General features: G+C 61.2%; 25 protein-coding genes. 16 read left to right on the top strand and 9 right to left on the bottom strand.

Translation table 11 applies throughout. The annotated features are described in order from the left end of the window. Positions 1-97: 97 nt before the first annotated feature. From BM364_RS04105 to BM364_RS04095, 3 genes are all read right to left on the bottom strand, one after another. Positions 98-346 (bottom strand): accessory factor UbiK family protein, encoded by a 249-nt coding sequence (locus BM364_RS04105; RefSeq protein WP_092423855.1) that lies wholly within the window; start codon positions 344-346, stop codon positions 98-100. Between the two features lie 80 nt (positions 347-426). Next, a complete protein-coding gene (locus BM364_RS04100; RefSeq protein ID WP_092421241.1) occupies positions 427-1,794 on the bottom strand; it encodes a sensor histidine kinase in 1,368 nt (455 codons plus the stop codon). Next, positions 1,791-2,327 carry a putative pterin-binding protein gene (locus tag BM364_RS04095; RefSeq protein ID WP_092421240.1) on the bottom strand — a complete coding sequence of 179 codons (537 nt, stop codon included), beginning with the start codon at positions 2,325-2,327 and terminating at the stop codon, positions 1,791-1,793. The genes BM364_RS04100 and BM364_RS04095 overlap by 4 nt, the downstream gene beginning before the upstream one ends. A 243-nt stretch (positions 2,328-2,570) precedes the next feature. On the opposite strand from BM364_RS04095, the gene lgt reads away from it, so the two are divergent. The 7 genes from lgt to pth all read left to right on the top strand — a co-directional run bounded on the left by lgt (position 2,571) and on the right by pth (position 8,112). After that, positions 2,571-3,395, top strand: a complete 825-nt coding sequence (gene lgt, locus BM364_RS04090; protein ID WP_244542761.1) for a prolipoprotein diacylglyceryl transferase — start codon at positions 2,571-2,573, stop codon at positions 3,393-3,395. A 9-nt stretch (positions 3,396-3,404) separates the two neighbouring features. Further along, positions 3,405-4,484 carry a class I SAM-dependent methyltransferase gene (locus BM364_RS04085; protein ID WP_092421238.1) on the top strand — a complete coding sequence of 360 codons (1,080 nt, stop codon included), beginning with the start codon at positions 3,405-3,407 and terminating at the stop codon, positions 4,482-4,484. After that, on the top strand, positions 4,481-5,233 hold the full coding sequence (gene pgeF, locus BM364_RS04080; RefSeq protein ID WP_092421237.1) for a peptidoglycan editing factor PgeF: 753 nt from the start codon (positions 4,481-4,483) through the stop codon (positions 5,231-5,233). The genes BM364_RS04085 and pgeF overlap by 4 nt, the downstream gene beginning before the upstream one ends. Positions 5,234-5,349: 116 nt before the next feature. After that, complete coding sequence (locus tag BM364_RS04075) at positions 5,350-6,282, top strand: ribose-phosphate pyrophosphokinase (RefSeq protein ID WP_092421228.1); 933 nt, start codon at positions 5,350-5,352, stop codon at positions 6,280-6,282. Positions 6,283-6,358: 76 nt separating this feature from the next. Further along, positions 6,359-6,514 (top strand): hypothetical protein, encoded by a 156-nt coding sequence (locus BM364_RS18340; protein ID WP_175528453.1) that lies wholly within the window; start codon positions 6,359-6,361, stop codon positions 6,512-6,514. A 163-nt stretch (positions 6,515-6,677) separates the two neighbouring features. Next, positions 6,678-7,292: a 50S ribosomal protein L25/general stress protein Ctc gene (locus BM364_RS04070; protein WP_092423853.1), complete on the top strand. Its 615-nt coding sequence runs from the start codon at positions 6,678-6,680 to the stop codon at positions 7,290-7,292. Positions 7,293-7,410: 118 nt separating this feature from the next. Continuing rightward, positions 7,411-8,112 carry an aminoacyl-tRNA hydrolase gene (pth, locus tag BM364_RS04065; RefSeq protein WP_092423851.1) on the top strand — a complete coding sequence of 234 codons (702 nt, stop codon included), beginning with the start codon at positions 7,411-7,413 and terminating at the stop codon, positions 8,110-8,112. 69 nt (positions 8,113-8,181) lie between these two features. Here pth and ychF read toward each other — a convergent pair whose 3' ends face one another. Further along, positions 8,182-9,279 carry a redox-regulated ATPase YchF gene (gene ychF / locus BM364_RS04060; protein WP_092421227.1) on the bottom strand — a complete coding sequence of 366 codons (1,098 nt, stop codon included), beginning with the start codon at positions 9,277-9,279 and terminating at the stop codon, positions 8,182-8,184. Positions 9,280-9,510: 231 nt separating this feature from the next. Between ychF and BM364_RS04055 the strand changes: the two genes are divergently transcribed. From BM364_RS04055 to BM364_RS04020, 8 genes are all read left to right on the top strand, one after another. After that, a complete protein-coding gene (locus BM364_RS04055) occupies positions 9,511-9,987 on the top strand; it encodes a putative pterin-binding protein (RefSeq protein WP_092421226.1) in 477 nt (158 codons plus the stop codon). Positions 9,988-10,021: 34 nt separating this feature from the next. Further along, a complete protein-coding gene (locus BM364_RS04050; protein ID WP_092421225.1) occupies positions 10,022-12,358 on the top strand; it encodes a putative bifunctional diguanylate cyclase/phosphodiesterase in 2,337 nt (778 codons plus the stop codon). A gap of 348 nt (positions 12,359-12,706) precedes the next feature. Then, a complete protein-coding gene (locus tag BM364_RS04045; RefSeq protein ID WP_092421224.1) occupies positions 12,707-13,180 on the top strand; it encodes a MaoC family dehydratase in 474 nt (157 codons plus the stop codon). Continuing rightward, positions 13,177-13,734 carry a MaoC family dehydratase gene (locus BM364_RS04040; RefSeq protein WP_175528452.1) on the top strand — a complete coding sequence of 186 codons (558 nt, stop codon included), beginning with the start codon at positions 13,177-13,179 and terminating at the stop codon, positions 13,732-13,734. Before BM364_RS04045 ends, BM364_RS04040 begins: the two co-directional genes overlap by 4 nt. Before the next feature lie 31 nt (positions 13,735-13,765). Further along, positions 13,766-14,110, top strand: coding sequence for a hypothetical protein (locus tag BM364_RS04035; protein ID WP_092421222.1), 345 nt, complete (start codon positions 13,766-13,768; stop codon positions 14,108-14,110). 145 nt (positions 14,111-14,255) lie between these two features. Beyond that, positions 14,256-15,275 carry a TerC family protein gene (locus tag BM364_RS04030; protein ID WP_092421221.1) on the top strand — a complete coding sequence of 340 codons (1,020 nt, stop codon included), beginning with the start codon at positions 14,256-14,258 and terminating at the stop codon, positions 15,273-15,275. Positions 15,276-15,392: 117 nt separating this feature from the next. Continuing rightward, the gene (locus BM364_RS04025) at positions 15,393-15,791 is read left to right on the top strand and encodes a VOC family protein (RefSeq protein ID WP_092421219.1); all 399 of its coding nucleotides are present in this window, start codon (positions 15,393-15,395) and stop codon (positions 15,789-15,791) included. A gap of 65 nt (positions 15,792-15,856) precedes the next feature. Next, a complete protein-coding gene (locus tag BM364_RS04020; protein WP_092421217.1) occupies positions 15,857-16,258 on the top strand; it encodes a GFA family protein in 402 nt (133 codons plus the stop codon). A gap of 5 nt (positions 16,259-16,263) precedes the next feature. On the opposite strand, the gene BM364_RS04015 is transcribed toward BM364_RS04020, so the two are convergent. The 5 genes from BM364_RS04015 to petA form a co-directional block, all read right to left on the bottom strand. Beyond that, positions 16,264-16,797 carry an adenine phosphoribosyltransferase gene (locus tag BM364_RS04015; protein WP_092421215.1) on the bottom strand — a complete coding sequence of 178 codons (534 nt, stop codon included), beginning with the start codon at positions 16,795-16,797 and terminating at the stop codon, positions 16,264-16,266. 26 nt (positions 16,798-16,823) lie between these two features. Then, positions 16,824-17,018 (bottom strand): hypothetical protein, encoded by a 195-nt coding sequence (locus BM364_RS04010; protein ID WP_139232471.1) that lies wholly within the window; start codon positions 17,016-17,018, stop codon positions 16,824-16,826. Between the two features lie 339 nt (positions 17,019-17,357). Further along, positions 17,358-18,230, bottom strand: a complete 873-nt coding sequence (locus tag BM364_RS04005) for a cytochrome c1 (RefSeq protein ID WP_092421211.1) — start codon at positions 18,228-18,230, stop codon at positions 17,358-17,360. 14 nt (positions 18,231-18,244) lie between these two features. Beyond that, a complete protein-coding gene (locus BM364_RS04000) occupies positions 18,245-19,495 on the bottom strand; it encodes a cytochrome b (protein ID WP_092421209.1) in 1,251 nt (416 codons plus the stop codon). 14 nt (positions 19,496-19,509) lie between these two features. Further along, the gene (gene petA, locus BM364_RS03995; protein WP_092421207.1) at positions 19,510-20,037 is read right to left on the bottom strand and encodes a ubiquinol-cytochrome c reductase iron-sulfur subunit; all 528 of its coding nucleotides are present in this window, start codon (positions 20,035-20,037) and stop codon (positions 19,510-19,512) included. Between the two features lie 218 nt (positions 20,038-20,255). Between petA and BM364_RS03990 the strand changes: the two genes are divergently transcribed. Then, entirely contained in the window at positions 20,256-20,765 is a 510-nt protein-coding gene (locus tag BM364_RS03990; RefSeq protein WP_092421202.1) for a tRNA (cytidine(34)-2'-O)-methyltransferase, read from the top strand. Positions 20,766-20,799: the final 34 nt, after the last annotated feature.

Genomic DNA, 20,799 nt, shown 5'->3' with positions numbered 1-20,799 from the left:
AACCAGCCGTTAACCATATCACACCGTCCGGGCACGCCTCGATAGCCGCCCGGCCGCGTCTTTTGCTTGCGCACCCCTTTCGGGCGCGCGGGATTCGTCAGGCTGTCTTGTCGGCCTTGAGGGCAGCCAGCTCCTTGCGCAAGGCGTCGATCTCTTCGCCTTGCACCTGAACCAGCTCGCGCAGCGCATCGAAATCCTCGCGCTTGACCAGCTCCATGTCGGCGACAATGCGCTGGGCCTGAGAGCGGGCAACGGTTTCCACTTCCCGGCGCACGCCATCGGCCACGCCTGCAGCCTCGTTCATGATCCGTCCGAGCCCGTCGAAAATTCTGCTGCTCTGATTCATGGCTGTTTCCATTTGCTCTGGTGATGTCCCTATGTAAGCGACCGGTGCCCGCTTGGCCAGTGCAGCGAATGGACGCGCCGCTAGACAGAGGGCGCCAGAGCCGCCCGTGTCTGTCCCACGGGCTCGACTGGCCGGAACGGAAAGACGAGGCTGAAAGTCGAGCCCTGCCCTTCCACACTCTTGACCTCGACGCGGCCACCATGAAGCGACATGATTTGCGACACGAAATTGAGCCCGATCCCGGTTCCCGGAAACTCTTCGGCGGTACGGGCGCGGAAAAACCGTTCGGTGACGAACCCCACCTCGTCGGCGGGAATGCCGACCCCGAAATCCTCGACACTGACGACGACATTGCCGTCTTGTTCGCTGCCGCGGATAACCACGCGCGTATCGGCCGCTGAATATTTGAGCGCGTTTGAAACCAGATTGTGCACGGCCTGCTCGAGCAGGACCCCATCGGCCATCGTCAGGTCCGGCAATCCCACGAGATGCCGCTCGATCCGTGCCTGCTCTTCCTCCACCTGATTTTCGCAAACCGCGTCGATCAGTTCGCGCACATTGCAGGGCCGCGCCTGAAACGCGATCTCGCCCTGCTCGAGCCGGGCGGCATTGAGCGTGCTTTCCATCAGCCGCGTCAGCCGCTGGCAGGCATTGCGGATCTTGGTCACGCGATGGGTGATCTCCTCGATCGACATCGCGCTACCCCGCCGCAACATGCGCTGCGAACTGGAGTCGATGATGGAAAGCGGCGTGCGAAACTGGTGCGACACGACCGACGTGAAAGCGCGGTGGAGGCGCGACACCTCGCGTTCGTGCTGCAACGCCGCTTCCGTACGCACTGTGTTGCGCAGCCCCCGCACTACGATGATCGCCACCAGAATGCCCGCCACGATCGTTGCCACCAGATAGCCGATGACCTCGAACAGGATCTGCCGGCGGTGGTCCCTCACGACGCTTTGCCGGTCGCGCCCATCGAGCATGCCCGCATTGGCGAAGTCGCGCATGGTCAGAGCCATGGCCACCGCCGTGTCATGCAGCGCCAGAATCGCCGCGCCGTTGTCCGGCTCGAAGTCGGCCAGCCCCGCCCGATGGCTTTCGAGCATGTCGCGCAATCCCGCGATTTCGTCGCTGAACCCCATTGCGGCAGCCCGCCTCGGTATCTGCCCTTCCTCGAACAGATGAATGCGGCTGTCGAGCAGGTCATAGCGCAGTTGCAGTTCGTCGCGACTGACGCGCCCCGCTTCGAACAACAAGGCGGCATCGGCAAGGCGCATGGCCTCGAACTGGCCCTGGCTTGAAAACCAGATCACCCCCTCGGCTGGCTCCCCCGCAAGGCGTCCTTCGTTCATCATCAGGCGGGTGACGGTGGTCAGAAGCAGGACAAACAGAACCGTCAGCGCAAGCGTCGCAGCCAAAAAAGGCCGCGACGTCCAGGGCCGGCCGTTCATTGCACCTGCAGCGACTTGAGCTGCCAAACCCACCGGTCGTGGAGCCGCCTGTCCTGCAGCGCCGGCTCGTCATCGCGCGGATAAACGATCCAGACCGGCCCCTTGTCGCTAACGCGCATTTCCTCGCCGTTCATCTCGGTGGCGAGCAGCAAATCATAGTCAAGGAAGTCACTCATCGGCAGCTCAACCGTATAATCGTTGAGCGCCGAGGCCATTACGACATCGCCTTGCGCCTCCACCCGCTCCATCAAGGCCCGGCCCAGCACGCCCGAAAAATCCTGCACCCCATCCGTCCAGGGGGTCGAGGTCTTGACGTGCGTGACACCGATATCCCGCAGCATCTGCCGGTCGAACTGCGCCCCGGCCTCGCTATTGGTCACCCCGACCGTCCCGCTCACCGTCAAGATGACCGGCCCCTGCGGCTCCGGCAACGGATCGCCCCCCAGCGCCAGCGGCGCGGCGGCCAAAAACGCAACTACCCCGACCTGCCATGCACCCACGCGTGCCAGGCGCAGACAACTTGCCCACTTCATGAAAGACACCCATGCCCAAAAGTTTGGAGGAAACAAGAACACTATTTACGCCTGAGACTGCTTGCTTGCACCTAAAATCGCGCCACCCCCATCTGTATTTCGTGCGCCGTTGCTTGCGCCGCCACACCGCCTATTCCCCGCTTTCCCTCAGCTGTGATGGCAAGTCCCTCTTGCGACCCAAAGCCCCTGCCGTTACGGCATAGCGACACCCCTTCTCTGGCCAAGCCGGCAAAAGGAACGCCCTTGCCCTTTCCCGATATCGACCCCATCGCCTTTGCCATCGGCCCCTTCGCCATCCGCTGGTACGCGCTGGCCTATCTGCTCGGCGTCCTGCTCGGCGCCGCCTATGGCTATCTGCTGTTGCGCAACGAACGCCTTTGGCATCGCGGCGCCCCGCCCTTTCCAGCCAAGGACATCTGGGATTTCGCCTTCTGGGCCATGCTCTCGATTGTCATTGGCGGCCGCGTCGGCTATGTGCTCTTCTATAATCTGCCCTATTACCTGCAGAACCCGCTCGAGATCATCAACACCCTCGATGGCGGCATGTCCTATCATGGCGGCATGCTCGGTCTGATGCTGGCGGCCATCCTTTTCACCCTCAGCAAAAAGGGCAATTGGCTGTCCTCGCTGGATCTGCTCGGCGCCGTTGCAACCATCGGCATCTTTCTTGGCCGCGTCGCCAATTACATCAATGCCGAGCTTTATGGGGCGCCGACCGATCTGCCCTGGGGAGTCGTTTTTCCCACCGATCCCCTGCAGGTCGCGCGTCATCCGAGCCAGCTCTATGAAGCCGTGCTTGAAGGCCTCCTGCTTTTCCTCGTGATCCGGCTTGCCACCCATGTCTTCTATGCCCTGCGCCAGCCCGGCCTCGTCGCCGGCATCTTCGCCATCGGCTATGCGCTCTCGCGTATCCTCGTCGAATTCGTTCGCCTGCCCGATGTTCAACTGGGCTATCTCTATCTCGGCTGGGTGACCATGGGGCAGATCCTGAGCCTGCCGATCCTGCTCGGCGGCATCGTTCTGGTGGCCTACGCCCTCACCCGCCCCGTCAATCAACTGCGTCCATAGGAGGCTCCGGTGAACAGCCCGCTCTCGCTTGCCCAGCAGATCGACCTGCAGATCTCAGCCAATGGCCCCATTTCGATCGCCACTTATATGGGCCTCTGCCTCACCCATCCCACCAAGGGATACTACAAGGGCGCAGACCCGCTCGGCGCGGCTGGCGACTTCATCACCGCCCCCGAAATCTCCCAGATGTTCGGCGAGTTGATCGGCTTTCACCTGGTCAATGTCTGGCAACAGATGGACCAGCCGCGCCAGTTCAACCTCCTCGAACTCGGACCTGGCCGCGGCACGCTCATGGCCGATATCCTGCGCGTCGCCTGCCGGGCCGAAGGGTTCCGTGATGCGCTCAAGCTCAAGCTTTTCGAGACCAACCCGGTGCTGACCGGCGAACAGCGGAATCGCCTTGCCAGCTACGAGCCGCAATGGCTTGAGAACTTTGAGCAATTCGACGAAGGCCCGATCCTTGTCGTTGCTAATGAATTTTTCGACGCCCTTCCCATCCGCCAGTTCGTTCGCAAGCCCGATGGCTGGCACGAGCGTCTTGTGGGCCTTGTGGATGGCAAGCGCACCTTTGGCCTTTCGCCCACCCCCATTCCCGCCGAAACCATGCCGACCGCCATTGCCGAGGCCGCCGAAGACAGCCTCTTCGAAGTCTGCTTCGCCGCTGGTGAAGTCATGTCGCGCATCGGCAAGGCCGTCGCCAGGCAAGGCGGCAGCATCCTTGCCATCGATTATGGCTATGCTCGCACCCAGACCGGAGACACACTTCAGGCTGTCCGCGACCACCGCTATGCCGATGTGCTTGAGGCACCCGGCGAGGTGGACCTCTCCGCCCATGTCGATTTCGGCGCCCTCGCTGCGGTGACTCAAGAGATTGGCCTTGCGGTTCAACCGCTTGCAACGCAAGGCGAATTCCTGATCCGCCTGGGTATTGCCGAGCGCGTAAAGGCCCTCTCCGGAGCCAACCCTGCCTCTGCCGAAGATATCCGCATCGCTCATGACCGCCTCGTCGGGAAAAGCCAGATGGGCGAGCTCTTCAAGGTCTTCTGCGCCCATTCACCCGGCCTCGTGCCTCCGGGGTTCGCGGCATGATCCCTTTCGAGAGTGTCCCCTCCTTCACCGCCGTCCCGCACGGCTTCTTCGGCCGGCAAGGCGGGGTTTCGACCGGCGACTTTGCCGGCCTCAATGTGTCGCATACGGTGGGCGACGATCCCGCGGCAGTCGACGGGAACCGTGAGGCCGTCGCCAATGCCCTGGGCAGAAGGCCTCTCGTCACCGTCAAGCAGGTGCACTCGACACGCGTCCTCACCGTCGATCTCCAAGCGCTTCCTGATCCAGTGATCGAGGCCGATGCCCTCGTAACCCGCCGCACGGATGTGCTTCTCGGCATCCTCACCGCCGACTGCGCCCCGCTCTTCTTTCTTGACGCGGAGAACGGCATTGCTGGCGCCGCCCATGCGGGCTGGAAGGGAGCAGTGGGTGGCATCCTGACCAACACCGTTGCGGCAATGGAGACACTCGGTGCCCGCCGGGATCGCATCCGCCTCGCCATCGGCCCCACCATCAGCCAGGAAAATTACGAGGTTGGGGAAGAGTTTAAGTCCGAAGTCCTGAATCAGAATGGCAAGGCCGGTTTCGCCTTCGCCACCTCCCCGCGCGGCAAACCTCATTTCGATCTGCCCGGCTATCTCGCCGCCGAAGCGCGGACGCTTGGCCTTGCACAGATCACCGACACCGGCCTTTGCACTTACGCCGAGCCTGCCCGCTTCTTTTCCCACCGCCGTGCCACCCACCAAGGCACACGCACCGGACGGCAGATCGCAGTCATTGGATTGGCTTAGCCTTTAATTCACCGATGCGGCCAAAGGGGCGTTGCAGTCATAAAAATGACTCGTTAAAGCAGCCCCTGAAACTGGAAGGCCCTGCTCCCCGGGTCAGTTGAGACAGGATCGCACCCATGAAATTGGTGACCGGCAATTCCAATCGTGCCCTCGCCCAAGCCGTCGCCAGCTATCTTGAGCTCCCCCTCACCGATTGCACCGTCAAGCGCTTCGCAGACAAGGAAGTCTATGTCGAAGTGCATGAGAATGTGCGCGGCGAGGATGCTTTCATCCTGCAATCGACAAGCTACCCGGCCAATGACAACCTGATGGAGCTGCTGATCCTGACGGACGCGCTTCGCCGCTCCTCGGCGCGCCGCATCACCGCGGTGATCCCCTATTTCGGCTATGCCCGCCAGGATCGGAAATCGGCGCCGCGCACGCCCATCTCGGCAAAGCTCGTGTCTAATCTGATCACCGAAGCCGGCGCCAATCGCGTCCTGACGCTTGATCTACATGCCAGCCAGATTCAGGGCTTTTTCGATATTCCAACCGACAACCTGACCGCTGCACCGGTCATGGTCCGCGACATCAAGGACAATTACGACGTCAAGAACGTCATGATCGTCTCTCCCGACGTTGGCGGCGTGGTTCGCGCGCGCAATGTCGCCAGCCGCATTGGCGCCAATCTCGCCATCGTCGACAAGCGCCGCCCCCGGGCCGGCGTCTCTGAAGTCATGAACATTATCGGCGATGTGTCCGGCCAGTCCTGCATCCTGATCGACGATATCGTCGACAGCGGCGGCACGCTCGTTAATGCCGCCGAAGCGCTGCTTAAAGCGGGCGCCAAGCAGGTCTCCGCCTATATCACTCATGGCGTTCTCTCCGAAGGCGCTGCCGAGCGCGTCGCTGCCAGCAAGCTCAAGGAGCTGGTGGTGACCGACTCCATCGAGGAAACGCCGGCCACGAAGGCTGCTGCCAATATCCGCCGCATCACCATCGCCCCCTTGATCGGCGAAGCCATCGCGCGCACCGCAAGCGAACAGAGCGTCTCGAGCCTTTTCGACTGAAAGGCTTGGTCGAGGTAATTTCGGAACTGCATGGCCCGCGCCTCGTTGGTCCCGTCCAACTCGAAAGGATTGGACAATGACCAAGCAAGACCGACAACAAGATCAGCTCGACAATGTCAGCACCGGCGGCCATCTGGGCGGCACGCATTTCGGCCAGACCCAGGGCGATGCCAAGACCAAGAATACCCGCGATGGTGGCGACAAGGCTCGCCCGAACGACGGCAAGAACTGATCTCTGCCGAAAGGCAGCTGGAGTGGCGAGGGATCACGAGAATCCCTTGCCCACTTCCCCCCTTTCCTCTATATCCCGCCGCCATGAAGCGCTCGTCACCCCTGGAGGACGGGCGCGTATGCCGTTGAGATGACGCCATACACCAACCCAATGGATGCTTTCCATGGCTGAGACCAAAGTGCTCAAGGCACAGGCGCGTGACGGAGTGGGCAAGGGGGCCGCTCGCGAAGCTCGTCGTCAGGGACTCGTTCCCGCTGTTATTTATGGTGACAAGAAGCCCCCCGTCACCGTTTCCGTGGCCTACAAGGACGCGCTCAAGGCGATCTATGCCGGCGGCTTCAAGTCGCACGTGCTCGACCTCGACGTCGACGGCACGATCCACAAGGTCATCCCGCGTGACTACCAGCTCGACGTCGTCATGGATCAGCCGATCCACATCGACTTCCTGCGCGTTTCGGGCAATGCCAAGATCCACGTTGAAGTCCACGTCGCCTTCATCAACGAAGAAAAGAGCCCCGGCCTCAAGCGCGGCGGCACGCTCAACGTTGTGCGCCACACCGTGGAAGTGATCGCTCCGGCAAACGCCATCCCCGAAGAAATCACTGTCGACCTGTCCGGCAGCGAAATCGGCGACTCGATCCACATCTCTGCCGTGACCCTGCCCAACGGCGTCACCCCGGCAATCACCGACCGCGATTTCACCATCGCCACCGTTGTTGCTCCCTCGGGCCTCAAGTCCGAAGAAGCTGCTGGCGAAGCCGAAGCCACCGAAGAATAATCGGTTCTGGCTCGACACAATCAGGGGCGGCCTTCGGGTCGCCCCTTTCTTTTCCGGCCTCCTCCGTTCCACGCCAAGCCTCGGGACGCGAAAAGGCGACTGCATGGAAGGGCACCGCATGAAACTGCTCGTCGGCCTGGGTAATCCCGGCAGCCAATATGAGGGCAATCGCCACAACATCGGTTTCATGGCTCTGGACGCGATTGCACGCGCCAATGGCATTTCAGGCTGGAAATCCAAACATGCCGGCCTTCTTGCCGAGGGCAGTATCGGCGGCCAACGCGTGCTGCTCCTCAAGCCCCAGACCTTCATGAACAAGTCCGGCGACTCGGTTCAGCAGGTCGCCCGCTTCTTCAAGCTCATACCCGCAGACATCATCGTGTTTTACGACGAACTCGACCTCGCCCCCGGCAAGGTCCGCGTCAAGATCGGCGGCGGCAATGGCGGGCACAATGGCCTCAGGTCAATCGACCCGCAGATCGGGCTCGACTACAAGCGCGTGCGCCTTGGCATCGGCCATCCGGGCAAGGAATTCGTCACCCATCACGTTCTCGGCGATTTCGCCAAAGCCGACAAAGCCTGGCTCGATCCGCTTCTCGATGATATCGGCCGCCATGCAGGCATGCTTCTGTCGGGCGACGATGCGGGCTTCATGAACAAGATGGCCCTCGCGGCCAAACCGGGTGAGGACACCAAGCCAGCACCCAAGGCGCAGAGCCACGTCCGCCAGGCCCGCGCCGGCAAGCCACAGGCGGAAATTCCCAAAACCGGCCCCATGGCCGACATGCTGAGCAAACTCTTCGGCAGCAAGGGCGACTGACGCCCCCGCCTCATCGCTTCGCCGCGATCGTCACCTTTTCGATCGCGTGGCTCATCGACAGGGCGTCGATCAGGTGTTGAACTTGAACAGCATCACGTCGCCGTCCCGCACCACATATTCCTTGCCTTCGTCGCGCGCCTTGCCCGCTTCCTTGGCCGGCACTTCACCGCCAAGGGTCACGAAATCATCGTAGCCGATCGTCTGGGCACGGATGAACCCACGCTCGAAATCGGTATGGATCACCCCTGCCGCCTGCGGAGCCTTGTCACCCTTGTGAATGGTCCAGGCGCGCGTTTCCTTGGGACCCACGGTGAAATAGGTCTGCAGGTTCAAAAGATCATAGGCCGCGCGGATCAGGCGATTAAGGCCCGGCTGATCGAGCCCGAGAGAGTCGAGATATTCGGCCTGCTCCTCGTCGGGCAGCTGCGCCAGCTGCGATTCGATCTCGGCCGAGATCACCACCATGCCGGCATCGTTGGCCTTGGCGTATTCCTCGACCTTCTTGGACAGCGCATTGCCCGTTGCGGCCGAACCTTCGTCTACATTGCACACATAGAGCACGGGCTTGCTGGTCAAAAGCTGCAGCTCGGTAAACGCCTTTTCTTCTTCGGCCTCGCGCTTGACGAAGCGAGCCGACTTACCCTCGCGCAACACAGCAAGCGCGCGGTCGATCAGCTCCAGCGTAACCTTGGCGTCCTTGTCATTGCCCTTGGCCTTCTTCTCGACGCCGGCGCGGCGCTTCTCGAGGCTTTCGAGATCGGCCAGCATCAGCTCGGTCTCGACCACTTCGGCATCGGCCAAGGGATCGACGCGGTTGGACACGTGGATCACATTGGGATCTTCGAAGCACCGCAGCACGTAAGCGATTGCATCGGTCTCGCGAATATTGGCCAGAAACTGGTTGCCCAAGCCTTCGCCCTGCGAAGCGCCTTTGACGAGACCCGCAATATCCACAAAGCTCATGCGCGCCGGCAGGATCGTGGCGGACTTGCCGATCGCGGCAAGCTTTTCGAGCCGCGCGTCAGGCACCGACACCTCGCCCACATTGGGCTCGATGGTGCAGAACGGGAAATTGGCCGCCTGCGCCGCAGCCGTGCGAGTCAGTGCGTTGAAAAGCGTCGACTTGCCGACATTCGGCAGGCCGACAATGCCCATCTTGAAGCCCATGGGTATCTCCGGAAATCTTTGGGCTCCAATTGGGTCGGTTTGCCCGCAATGTCAATGCAGCACGGCTGCCCCAAGCGGATCACCAGACATCAGATGCGATCTTCACCGCTCAACGGCAACAATACGCATTTTACGCGTTATAGCCTGTTAAGTGTATCGACACGATGATCCATGCCATAAGGGCTCTTAAGATCTCCTCGTGCATTGTGGAGTCAGAAAAGGATCATCGAGATGACTGCACTGCCGTCGCTGTTCGCCATCACTCTGACCGCACTTGCCGCTCTCGCGGCCCCTGCCTATGCGCAGGATCTACCCACCGTCACGATCTCCGGCAGCGCTGGCTCGATCACCCTTGATCGCGACGAGCTCGAGGAGATGGGCCTCGTCTCCGTAAAGACCCACACCCCCTGGAACGAAGGCGTGATCGATTTCGAGGGCGTGCCGATGACAGCGCTGCTCGAACGCGCCGAAGCAACCGGCGAGACTACCACCGTCACCGCCCTCAACGACTATTCCGTGGATATCCCCACCAGTGACTTCGCCGAGTTCGGCGCCATTCTGGCACTCAAGCGCGACGGTGAATATATGCCCGTTGCCGATCAAGGCCCCTTCTTCGTCATCTATCCCTTTGATTCCGATCCAGCCCTCCAGGGACAGCCCTACTATGGGCGTGCCGTCTGGCAGGTGAAGGAAATTTCCGTCCAGTAGTCACACTCGAACCCAAGGGATAAAGTCGTTCACCATGCGGCTTCTGCGCATAGCGTTGATCGTTCTCATCCTGGGTTTCGTCGGGGCAGCAGTTTACGTCTCAGCCGTGCTGTTTCAGCGCCATGCCGCGCTCGAAGGCGTGGGCTTGGGCAATGTCACCTGGCTGATCGCCCAGACCCCAAGCGAATTCGCCAGGCTCGAACAGCGCGTCGCCGCCTTCGGCATGGGCGATGGCACAGTCAGTGCCGACGAGGTCAGGCTGCGCTTCGATATCGTGGTCAACCGGGTCAAGACCCTGCGCACTCAGTCGGTATCGGCCTTTGTCGATTCCGATCCGCGCATTGCCCAGGTGCTTGATGAGTTCGAAGCTGCAGTCGAAGCTGCCCGGCCGCTCCTCGCCGAGCTCGATCAACCGGGCACTCCCGCCCGCATTCTCGAAATCCTCGATCCCGTCTATCCCAAGCTTGTGCGGCTCTCGACCGATGCCAATGTCTGGAACATCGGCCGCATCGAGGCCGACCGGCAGGGCCTGATAGACCTGCAATGGACCTTCATCGTCACCGCCATGGGCCTTGTTGCGGTCGGCTGCCTGCTGATCGCGATGCTTTTCATCCACAATCGCCTGCTGAATCGAACGCAGAAAATCTTGCGCCAGAGCGAAAGGGATCTGGCAATTCAAAATGCCCGTTTCGATGCATCGCTTGATGCCATGACGCTGGGCGTCTGCCTTCTCGACAAAGCCAATCGCGTCGTGGTCTGCAATCCGCGCTTTCTTATGCTGTTCGGGCTCACCGAAGCAGAGGCTGCACCGGGCACGCCCATCGCCGACCTCGTCGATCCCGCCCTTCTTCAGGATTCGATCTCGCCCCTGTTCAACCATCGTGAACTCGGCAGCGACCTTTCCCCCGATCACGACTTCGCTCTTCTCGACGAGCATGCCCACCAGTTGATCGACGGGACGGTGCTGCTGGTGCGCCGTGAGACGGTCAAGGACGATGGTTATGTCTGCACGTTTGAAGATGTCACCGAGCGCTACCATGCGCAAAAGCGCATCGTGCACATTGCCCGTCACGATCATCTCACCGAGATGCCAAACCGGCTCCTTTTCTGGGAAAACATCGCCCAGGCCGTGCGCGGCCTCGAGCGCCACCAGCAGTGTTTCGCGGTTCTTTATCTTGATCTCGACCGGTTCAAGGAAGTCAACGACACCATGGGACATCCGGTGGGCGATGAATTGCTTCGCCAGGTCGCCGAACGCCTGCGCCGCACCGCCTCTTCGCGTGACACCATTGCCCGCCTTGGCGGCGACGAATTTGCACTCCTCCACTATTGCGAAGATACCACCGACCGAAGCGCCCGCGCCCTCGCCGAAGACCTCATCGTTGCGGTAGGTCGCCCCTATCACATCGAGAACAACGAAATCATCGTCAGCACCAGCGTTGGCATTGCGCTTGCGCCGCGCGATGGTCAGGATGCAGATCAGCTTATGAAGCGTGCTGATCTCGCGCTTTACAGTGCCAAGGCGGATGGTGCCGGCTTCTACCGCTTGTTCTCTTCGCAGATGGAAAAGTCGCTACAGAACCGTCGCCACATCGAGAGCGACCTGCGGCGCGGCATCAAGCTCGACCAGTTCGAGCTTTATTATCAGCCGCTGGTGGAACTCCAGACAGGCTTCGTCGTCTCCGGCGAAGCACTCATGCGCTGGCATCACCCCGAGCACGGCATGGTTTCCCCCGGCCAGTTCATTCCGCTTGCCGAAGAAACCGGCGCCATCGAAGTTCTGGGCGAGTGGGCGCTCAAGCAGGCCTGCCAGGATGCGCTGGGCTGGCCCGATCATGTCCGCGTCTCGGTCAACCTTTCCCCGGTGCAGTTCGGCAGATCCGGACTGGTCGACATGGTCAAGGCGGTTCTTGCCACAAGCGAACTCGACGCACGCCGCCTCGAACTGGAAATCACCGAGTCCGTGCTGCTGCAAAATAACGCAGCAAATCTTGAAGCCTTGCGTCAGCTGCGCGCCTTGGGCCTCACCATCGCGCTCGACGATTTCGGCACCGGCTATTCCTCGCTGAGCTATCTGCAGCGCTTCCCTTTCGACAAGCTCAAGATCGACCAGAGCTTCGTGCGTGGTCTTGAAATGCGTCCCGAAAGCCTGCCCATCGTCCAGTCCATCGCGACCCTTGGCAAAAATCTTAAGATGGCTACGACCGCCGAAGGTGTCGAAACCCAGGCCCAACTCGACATCATTGCCAAGGCCGGCTGCACCGAAGCGCAGGGCTACTTTTTCGGTGCCCCCATGCCCGAAGCCGATTTTCGCGCGCTCCTTCTCGAACCCCTCGCCCTCCCCTCCCGCCGAACGCTTCCTAGCACCTGACTCAATCTTCAGAGCAGATGTCACACCGCGTCGTCACTTCGCCGATAGGGGGCACCACCTGCGCACCTCTTGCGCATGATGCAGTGTGCTTGCACAAAATGACCTTGGATAAAGCCGGCGGGACGCCCTGCAGTGTGAGAGGACATGCCGCTGAAATGAGCGATGCCTCTCGACGGCCCTAAGCCACAGGCTCGTTCGCCAATCGAAAACCAATCAAGGTGCAAGGCGACGAGAGCTCTCCGCGAAGGACTTCTGAGGAACGGGACCTGCACGCTCGAACCCCGCCACCCTGGCTTGCCCACACGCCGTCAACATGCGAGAACCCGCATTGACGTATAGGGAAAGACGATGACCAATCCTGTCACGCAAGACCGGCGGCATTTCGAAGACCTGGCGCTTGGCGAAGTCATTGAACTCGGTCAGGTGACCGTGACCAGGGACATGATCTTCACCTTCGCGCGGGAGTTCGATCCCCTGCCCTTTCACCTCGACGAGGACGCGGCACGCAAGAGCCTGCTCGGCGGACTGGCATCGAGTGGCTGGCAAACCGGTGCGCTAAGCCTGCGCATGCTGGTCGACGCGTTTCTGGGACAAGTTGCCTCCTGCGGCGGTCTGGGCTTTGAAAATCTCAAGTGGAAAAACCCGGTCATGGCCGGCGACACGATCGGCGGAACTGTGACCATTGCGGGTCTGCGCCGCTCGTCCAGCCACCCGCAATGGGGCATCGTCACGCTCGATTTCGACATCCGCAACCAGGCCGGCAAACCGGTCCTCACCATGCGCCTCGCCAATCTCGTCGAATGTCGCGAGGTCGCCGCATGACGCGCTGGTTCGAGGACATCACCATCGACGAAGTTTTCCCACTCGGCGACCACACCTTCACAGAGAGCGAAATCATCCGCTTCGCCCGGCTCTACGACCCGCAATATTTCCACATCGACCCCGAAGCCGCCCGCCATAGCCATTTCGGCGGTTTGGTTGCCAGCGGCTGGCATACGGTGAGCGTGGGCCACCGCAAGATGGTCGATGCGCTTGATGCCGAAGCCGGGCGGCTCAAGGCCGAAGGCGACGAGCCCGGCGTATCCGGTCCGTCGCCCGGCGTCAATTCGATGGAATTTAAGGTTCCTGTACGGCCCGGCGACACCGTGACTTATGAGCTGGTCGTCACCGATAAGCGCCCCTCGAACTCCCTGCCGGGATGGGGGCTGCTGTTCAATCGCTTGACCGCGGTCAATCAGCGTGGCGATCTGGTTTATTGCGCCGAAATCGTCGGCTTTTCCAAGCTGCGCGACTACCGCATGCCATGGCGGCTAAAACTGTTGCTGGCACTCACCAGATTGCCCATCATCGGCAAAAGGCTGCGCCGGAGCACTTGAAACAGTTCGGGCCCATCGGCACTCTCCTCCCATGCGCCGATTCGTTCTTGCCCTATTGCTGCTTTCCGCTTCCGCCGCGCCCTCCATGGCGCAGGTCTATCAGGGCAATTGGAGTTGCCGGGATGCGACCACCAATCGGGTGGGCATCCTGACCATCTACGGAAATGTCTATGGCTGGGCCTCCCGAACCACTGGCGATCCAAATTCGGGCACGGGCACCGTCACCCCCTATCAGGATGGCGTGGGCTTCAACGACGGCAATTTCGCCAGCAATACCGGCATCCAGGCTGCCCGCATGGTCGAGGATCCCGCCAATGGCGTCGCGGTCCAGCTCGAGACCGCCGACGCCATCGTCATGCTCTGCACCCCACGCTAGCCGCCGTCCCGGCTGGAAAAATCAGGGGTTGACCTTTTCGTGCCGTTGCTCAATCTAGAGGGGCAGCGCCGGGCCCCTCTGGTCATGGGTTCTCCATGGCGATGTCGGAGCTGCTCCACCACGTTACATGGAGAAGGTCCGGCGAATGGAATCGCTTATTGCCGCCCTATCGGGCGATTTTCTCGGTACTCCCCTTTATTTCTGGGTCGCGTTCATCACGATCGTGATCGGCCTCCTCGTTTTCGACCTCGGCATCCTGCATCGGGATGAGCACGAGATCGAAGCCAAGGAGAGCCTGCTGCTCTACGGCTTTTATGTCCTGATTGCTCTTGCTTTCGGCGCCTGGGTCTGGTTCCAGCGCGGCGCTCAGGCAGGCCTTGAATTCTACACCGGCTATCTGATCGAGCAGTCGCTGGCGATGGACAACATGTTCGTCATCGCCACTATTTTCGGCTTCCTGGGCATTCCCCGGCTTTATCAGCACCGCGTGCTGTTCTGGGGCATTTTGGGCGTCATCGCCTTCCGCGCCATCCTGATCGGCATTGGTGCGGCCCTCGTTTATCAGTTCAGCTGGATTCTGCTGTTCTTCGGGGCCTTCCTGATCTTCACCGGCATTCGCATGTTCCGGCACCAGGACGAAGAGCCGAACATGGAAGACAACAAGATCTTCCAGTTCCTCAACAAGCGCTTCCGCATCACCAAGCAGCTCCATGGCCGCAGCTTCACGGTCAAGGCTCCGCACCCAACCACCGGCAAGATGGTCACCTGGCTGACCCCGCTTGCAGTGGCGCTGATCATGGTCGAGATCGTCGACCTCATCTTCGCAGTCGACTCGGTGCCCGCCGTTTTCGCGGTCACGCAGGACACCTTTATCGTCTACACATCCAACATCTTTGCCATCCTGGGCCTGCGCGCGCTCTATTTCGCGCTCGCTGCCGCCATGAACCGCTTCCGCTATCTGCAGACCTCGCTCGCCATTATTCTCGTGATGATCGGCTTCAAGATCTGTCTCGTGCCCTTCGGCTATCATGTCCCCACGGCAATTTCGCTCGGACTGACTATCGGCATCCTCGCCGCGGGCGTCTTCTACTCGCTCTGGAAGACGCGCAACGAACCCAATATCAGCGCCGAGGAAGACCCCAGACAGGGCCAGCTCGAACCCTGAGCCCTTCTATATGACAAGGCCCGGCAGCAATGCCGGGCCTTTTGCTGTCCCGTGCAAGGCCCGGAACTTGCCGCATTTCATGGTTACCGAATTATCATCGTGACAAGGAGAAGCGCTATGGGTGTGATCCACGAGATCGTCTTCGACTGCGACAAGCCCCCGGTCCTCGCCCGGTTCTGGGCGCAGATCCTGGACGGCTATGACGTCCGTCCCTATGACCAGGAAGAGCTTGCCCGACTGCGCGCGCTGGGCCTCACGCCGGAAACCGACACAACCGTGATGGTCGATGGTCCCGGCCCTACCCTGTGTTTCCAGAATGTCGATGGCCGCGTTACCGAAAACAATCGCGTGCATTTCGATATCGAGGTGAGCGATCGCGGCGCCGAGGTCGAGCGTCTGGTCGGGGCTGGCGCCAGCGTCGACCGCGTCCTGCCCACCTACACCGTCATGCGCGACCCCGAAGGCAACCAGTTCTGCCTCGTTGACGCAGAGATCGAAACCATGGTTGCCGCCTAGCGGTGCTGACACGCTCCGTCAGCGCCCACTCCTAATGTGCCTCGTCCAATTGGAGGAGGTCACCCATGAGCCTAACAGCAACCTGTCATTGCGGCGCGACCCGCATAACCCTGCCCGACCATCCCACCAGTGCAGCACGGTGCAACTGCACCTTTTGCGCCCGCACGGGTGCGGTATGGGCCTACTACCCCCATGGCGCGCTGAAGATCGAACGAGCAGACGGCCAGCGCGACTATTCCACTGACCCCAGCGTCGGCCTGCACCACTTCTGCGGCAGCTGCGGCATGCACACCTGGGGCGAAAGCATCGATTGGTCCACGGTCTACAACACTGACGGCACCCTCAAGGGCATCGACGAAATGCCTGAGCCAAAATTGACCAGATGCCAGGTGAACCTCAATCTGATCGACGATCTTGACTGGTCCAGGATCGAGATCGAGGAACTCGACGGCCGCGCCAACTGGTAGCTGGATCAGTGCCCTTCGAATGCCATCAAGGCTGAAACCTCGACCTGCTCCGCCTTGAGCTTGGCCGCACCACCCAGATCGGGCAGGTCGATCACAAAGGCGGCGTGATCGCAGCTTGCCCCCGTGCGCCGGATCAACCCTACGGCGGCAATAGCCGTCCCGCCGGTCGCGATCAGGTCGTCCACCACCAGAACCTTGTGGTTCTCGTCCAGCACGTCGGCATGGATTTCGATCGTGTCGACGCCATATTCGAGCGCATAGTTCTGCCCGATCGTCGTACCGGGCAACTTGCCGCGCTTGCGCACCGGCACAAAGCCGACGCCCAGTGCAATAGCTACGCCAGCCCCGAAAATAAAGCCTCGCGCCTCGATGCCCGCCACATGGGTGAACCCCTGGCCCCGGTATCCCGCCGCGATTGCCTCGACGCTTTCCTTGAACCCCTCCGGGTGCTCGATCAGCGTCGTGATGTCACGAAAGAGAATCCCGGGCTTGGGATAGTCCGGAATGGTCCGGACGAGCGACTTGAGGTCGAGCGACATGGAAGGCCCTAGAAGAGTGGTCTGGATCAGGAATTGCGCCGGCCAACGATGTGCCGGGCGATAACGCCGGCATTATAGGCCACGCTGCGCGTCGCATTGACGGCTGCCTCGCGCGCTTTCGGATTGGTCGCAACGGCATGAATGCCGGCGCGCACCGCCGGATGGCGGCTCACCGTCATGGCGGCGGACACGACAGTGACAGCCAGGCGAATGGCGGACAAGGCAACCTCCTCCAAAAACCGATATGAACCATATTGCGGCTGAGCCATGCAATGGCAAGGGCCTTGCGGCCATGTGACCGGAAAATTCGAGCCCTTTCTCCTACCCAACCCCTCACCCCAGCCCTCTCCCCCGAGGGGCAAGGAGACCGGGCCAGTGATCTTGAACAGATATTATCCCAACTCGAAGTCCTCCCCTCGCCCCTTCGGGGAGAGGGTTAGGGTGAGGGGTAGCAATGCCGAGAAACCCTATTCCAGCAAGCCAAAACCGCCTCAAACTCCCCCAAACGAAGAAAAGGGGCCTCCCGGCCCCAATTCCAATCGTATCTGCGCAGTCGTTGCTTAGTGCTCAATACCGGCCCAGAGCTTGCGCTTGGTGCCCCACATCAGGCCGGCAAAGACCACGAGGAAGATCAGCACCACAAAGCCGGTCTGCTTGCGCGAAACCAGGTGCGGCTCGGCCATCCACATCATGAAGGCGGAAACGTCGGTCGAATACTGGTCCAGCGTTTCGGGAACAGAAACCCCGTTTTCCCCGTCCGCATAGTCGATGACCCCATCGGCCAGCGGCGGCGCCATGCCGATGGCGTGGCCGGGGAAGTAGTCGTTGTAATACTTGCCTTCCGGCAACTGGAACGGGGTTCCGTCTTCGCCGTGCGGCGCCGTTTCCGGCACCTCCGCGTGATAGCCGGTCAGCAGCGCGTGGATATAGTCAGGGCCGCCTTCCTGGTAACCGGTAAAGTAATTGAACACCCAGGTCGGGAACGGGTCCTTGACGCCGCGCGCCTTGGCCAGAACCGAGAAATCTGGCGGCATGGAGCCGCCATTGGCATCGCGCGCTTCCTGGTCGTTGGCGAAGGGCGAAGGCCAGCGGTCGGCGGGCACGGCAGGCCGCACGCCGCCATCGGCGGTGATATCGGCTACTTCATATTCTGCCGCCAGCGCACGCACCTGGGCCTCGGAAAATTCCGGACCACCCGGCTCCATCAGGTTGCGGAACGCGATCAGATGCGCACCGTGGCAGCTTGCGCAGACTTCGCGGAAAACCTGGAAGCCACGCTGGAGCTGGTTGGTGTCATAGGTGCCGAAAATACCGCCGAACGACCAGGCCTGGCGTTCGGGCTGCATGCCGGCCTCGGCCGCCTGGGCGGCCGGTGCCATCGCAAGGCCGGCAACGAGCGCGGCGGCAGCGAGGATAAAGGAATGCTTCTTCATTGGTCTCGCCCCGATCACGCGTGTGCCTTGCCGAGAACGCTCTCGGAAATGCTGGTTGGCAGCGGCTTGGGCGTTTCGATACGCGACAGAACCGGCAGGATGACGAGGAAGTAGATGAAGTAATATGCGGTGCAGACCTTGGCGAGCGTGGTGTAGGGCTCGGCCGCTTCCTGGGCGCCGAGATAGGCAAGGCCGAGGAAGTTGAGCACAAAGAGGCCATAGAACCACTTGAACATCGGGCGGAACGTGCCCGAGCGCACCTTGGACGTATCGAGCCACGGCACGATCAGCAGGCACAGCATGGCGCCACCCATGGCGATCACGCCACCGAGCTTGGAGTCGATGAACAAGACGTTGAAGTCGATGGCGCGCAGGATCGTGTAGAAGGGCAGCAGGTACCATTCGGGCACGATATGGGCCGGCGTCACCTGGCTGTTGGCCATGATGTAGTTGTCGGGGTGACCCAGGATGTCGGGCGCAAAGAATACGAACCAGGCAAATGGGATCATGAAGACCACCATCGCGAACAGGTCCTTCATCGTATAATACGGATGGAAGGGCACGGTATCGCGGGTGTCCTTCACCTCAACGCCGACAGGGTTGTTGTTGCCCGGCACGTGCAGCGCCCAGATATGGAGCGCCACGACGGCTGCGATGATGAACGGCAGCAGATAGTGCAGCGAGAAGAAGCGGTTCAGCGTCGGATTGCCCACGGCAAAGCCGCCGAGCACGAGCTGCTTAATGCTCTCGCCGACCAGCGGAATGGCCGAGAAGATGTTCGAGATAACCGTGGCACCCCAGAACGACATCTGGCCCCAGGGCAGGATATAGCCCATGAACGCGGTTGCGGTCGTCAGGAGGAAGATCAGCACGCCCAGGATCCAGAGGATTTCACGCGGCGCCTTGTAGGAGCCATAGAAAAGACCACGGAACATGTGGATGTAGAGCGCGACGAAGAACATCGAAGCGCCCACGGCGTGGGTCGCCTGAATGATGCGGCCGCCATTGACGTCACGGCGGATATGCTCGACCGAGTCGAACGCCATGGCGACATTGGGCGTATAGTGCATGGCAAGGATGATGCCGGTGACGATCTGCACGCCGAGGCACATCACCAGGATGGCGCCGAACGTCCACCAATAGTTGAGGTTCTTCGGCGTGGGGAAATCCATGAGATGTTCTCTGGCGAAGCGCACCACCGGCAGGCGGTCGTCCAGCCACTTCTCAACGGCATTTCCCGGAATGTAAGTCGAATGTTCTGACATCGGAAAAGCCCCCACTACCCGATCTGGACCAGCGTATCGCTGACGAATTCATATGGCGGAACCACCAGATTGGCTGGCGCTGGACCACGACGGATACGGCCCGAGGAATCGTAGTGCGAACCGTGGCACGGGCAGAACCAGCCATCGAAATCGCCCGACTGGCCGGTAGGAATGCACCCAAGATGAGTGCAGTTGGCGATCATGATCAGCCATTCTGCATGGCCTTCCTTGACGCGCGCTTCGTCGGTTTCCGGGTCCTTGAGGTCGCTCAGCGGTACTGCACGGGCTTCCTCGATCTCGCGTTCGGTGCGGTGACGCACAAAGACCGGCAGACCACGCCACATGATGGTTACCGACTGCCCTTCGGCGATCGGGGACACGTCATACTGGATGCTGGCCAGAGCCAGCGTGGACGCGTCGGGATTGAGCTGATTGATCAGCGGCCAAACCACCGCGGCTGCACCAACAGCGCCCACGGCGCCCGTGGCGACGAAAAGAAAATCTCGCCGGTTGGTGGTTGTATGTTCTGCTTGCGTGGACAAGTCCGTTTCCCCGTACGATGCACAAATGACGGAGCCGGCACCAGCCTTCGACCACTTCAAGCAGAATCGACGAGCCGGCCGCCCTCAAGCGGTCCGTCAGTTGGGGTTCTTTTTGCACTCTGCGCAGGGCTTGTCCAGTGCGCGACAGGTGACAGTGTGCACGTGCGCACCTATATCGATGCGCTCTCCCTCCCCCAACATGTCGGTCACAGCGCGCCTTGTCCCTCGATCTTGCCCTCTATCAGCCCGATATCGCGCAGAATACAGGCACTCTCGTGCGTCTTTGCGCCTGCATCGGCGTGACACTCCACATCATCCATCCCGCAGGCTTTGCCGTGACCCCGCGCAATCTCGCGCGTGCCGGTCTCGATTATGTCGAGTTCGCCACCATCCGCGAACACGACAGCTTCGACAGATTCGATCTCTGGCGGCGCGAAGCGGGCCGGCGCCTGGTACTGCTCACCACCAAATCGAGCCACTCCGCCTACGAGACGAGTTACCGGTCCGGCGACATTCTCATGCTTGGCCGCGAAAGTGCCGGCGTGCCCGACAGCGTTGCCGAAGCGAGCGACCTGCGCGTGCGCATTCCAATGCGTCCCGGTTTGCGCTCGATCAATGTAGCCATCGCCGGCAGCATGGTAGTGGGGGAAGCCATGAGACAGATAGGAGCGTTCTCAGCCGAAGTGGAACGCACCTCGGCGGTCCGAGAAGGCGACCGGCTCATCTGATCTCTTTACAGAGCTTTCCTGAAGGTCCATTCCC

The organism is Devosia crocina, from assembly GCF_900116545.1.
In the GTDB taxonomy this organism is placed as follows: domain Bacteria; phylum Pseudomonadota; class Alphaproteobacteria; order Rhizobiales; family Devosiaceae; genus Devosia; species Devosia crocina.
This window is presented reverse-complemented; position numbering and strand designations above follow the sequence as displayed.

What these genes read in the sequence shown, in the direction of transcription:
- BM364_RS04105 (WP_092423855.1), bottom strand. Translation starts at nt 346, where the DNA reads ATGAATCAGAGCAGCAGAATTTTCGACGGGCTCGGACGGATCATGAAC.
- BM364_RS04100 (WP_092421241.1), bottom strand. Translation starts at nt 1,794, where the DNA reads ATGAACGGCCGGCCCTGGACGTCGCGGCCTTTTTTGGCTGCGACGCTT.
- BM364_RS04095 (WP_092421240.1), bottom strand. Translation starts at nt 2,327, where the DNA reads ATGAAGTGGGCAAGTTGTCTGCGCCTGGCACGCGTGGGTGCATGGCAG.
- pgeF (WP_092421237.1), top strand. Translation starts at nt 4,481, where the DNA reads ATGATCCCTTTCGAGAGTGTCCCCTCCTTCACCGCCGTCCCGCACGGC.
- BM364_RS04075 (WP_092421228.1), top strand. Translation starts at nt 5,350, where the DNA reads ATGAAATTGGTGACCGGCAATTCCAATCGTGCCCTCGCCCAAGCCGTC.
- BM364_RS18340 (WP_175528453.1), top strand. Translation starts at nt 6,359, where the DNA reads ATGACCAAGCAAGACCGACAACAAGATCAGCTCGACAATGTCAGCACC.
- BM364_RS04070 (WP_092423853.1), top strand. Translation starts at nt 6,678, where the DNA reads ATGGCTGAGACCAAAGTGCTCAAGGCACAGGCGCGTGACGGAGTGGGC.
- pth (WP_092423851.1), top strand. Translation starts at nt 7,411, where the DNA reads ATGAAACTGCTCGTCGGCCTGGGTAATCCCGGCAGCCAATATGAGGGC.
- ychF (WP_092421227.1), bottom strand. Translation starts at nt 9,279, where the DNA reads ATGGGCTTCAAGATGGGCATTGTCGGCCTGCCGAATGTCGGCAAGTCG.
- BM364_RS04055 (WP_092421226.1), top strand. Translation starts at nt 9,511, where the DNA reads ATGACTGCACTGCCGTCGCTGTTCGCCATCACTCTGACCGCACTTGCC.
- BM364_RS04050 (WP_092421225.1), top strand. Translation starts at nt 10,022, where the DNA reads ATGCGGCTTCTGCGCATAGCGTTGATCGTTCTCATCCTGGGTTTCGTC.
- BM364_RS04045 (WP_092421224.1), top strand. Translation starts at nt 12,707, where the DNA reads ATGACCAATCCTGTCACGCAAGACCGGCGGCATTTCGAAGACCTGGCG.
- BM364_RS04040 (WP_175528452.1), top strand. Translation starts at nt 13,177, where the DNA reads ATGACGCGCTGGTTCGAGGACATCACCATCGACGAAGTTTTCCCACTC.
- BM364_RS04035 (WP_092421222.1), top strand. Translation starts at nt 13,766, where the DNA reads ATGCGCCGATTCGTTCTTGCCCTATTGCTGCTTTCCGCTTCCGCCGCG.
- BM364_RS04030 (WP_092421221.1), top strand. Translation starts at nt 14,256, where the DNA reads ATGGAATCGCTTATTGCCGCCCTATCGGGCGATTTTCTCGGTACTCCC.
- BM364_RS04025 (WP_092421219.1), top strand. Translation starts at nt 15,393, where the DNA reads ATGGGTGTGATCCACGAGATCGTCTTCGACTGCGACAAGCCCCCGGTC.
- BM364_RS04020 (WP_092421217.1), top strand. Translation starts at nt 15,857, where the DNA reads ATGAGCCTAACAGCAACCTGTCATTGCGGCGCGACCCGCATAACCCTG.
- BM364_RS04015 (WP_092421215.1), bottom strand. Translation starts at nt 16,797, where the DNA reads ATGTCGCTCGACCTCAAGTCGCTCGTCCGGACCATTCCGGACTATCCC.
- BM364_RS04005 (WP_092421211.1), bottom strand. Translation starts at nt 18,230, where the DNA reads ATGAAGAAGCATTCCTTTATCCTCGCTGCCGCCGCGCTCGTTGCCGGC.
- BM364_RS04000 (WP_092421209.1), bottom strand. Translation starts at nt 19,495, where the DNA reads ATGTCAGAACATTCGACTTACATTCCGGGAAATGCCGTTGAGAAGTGG.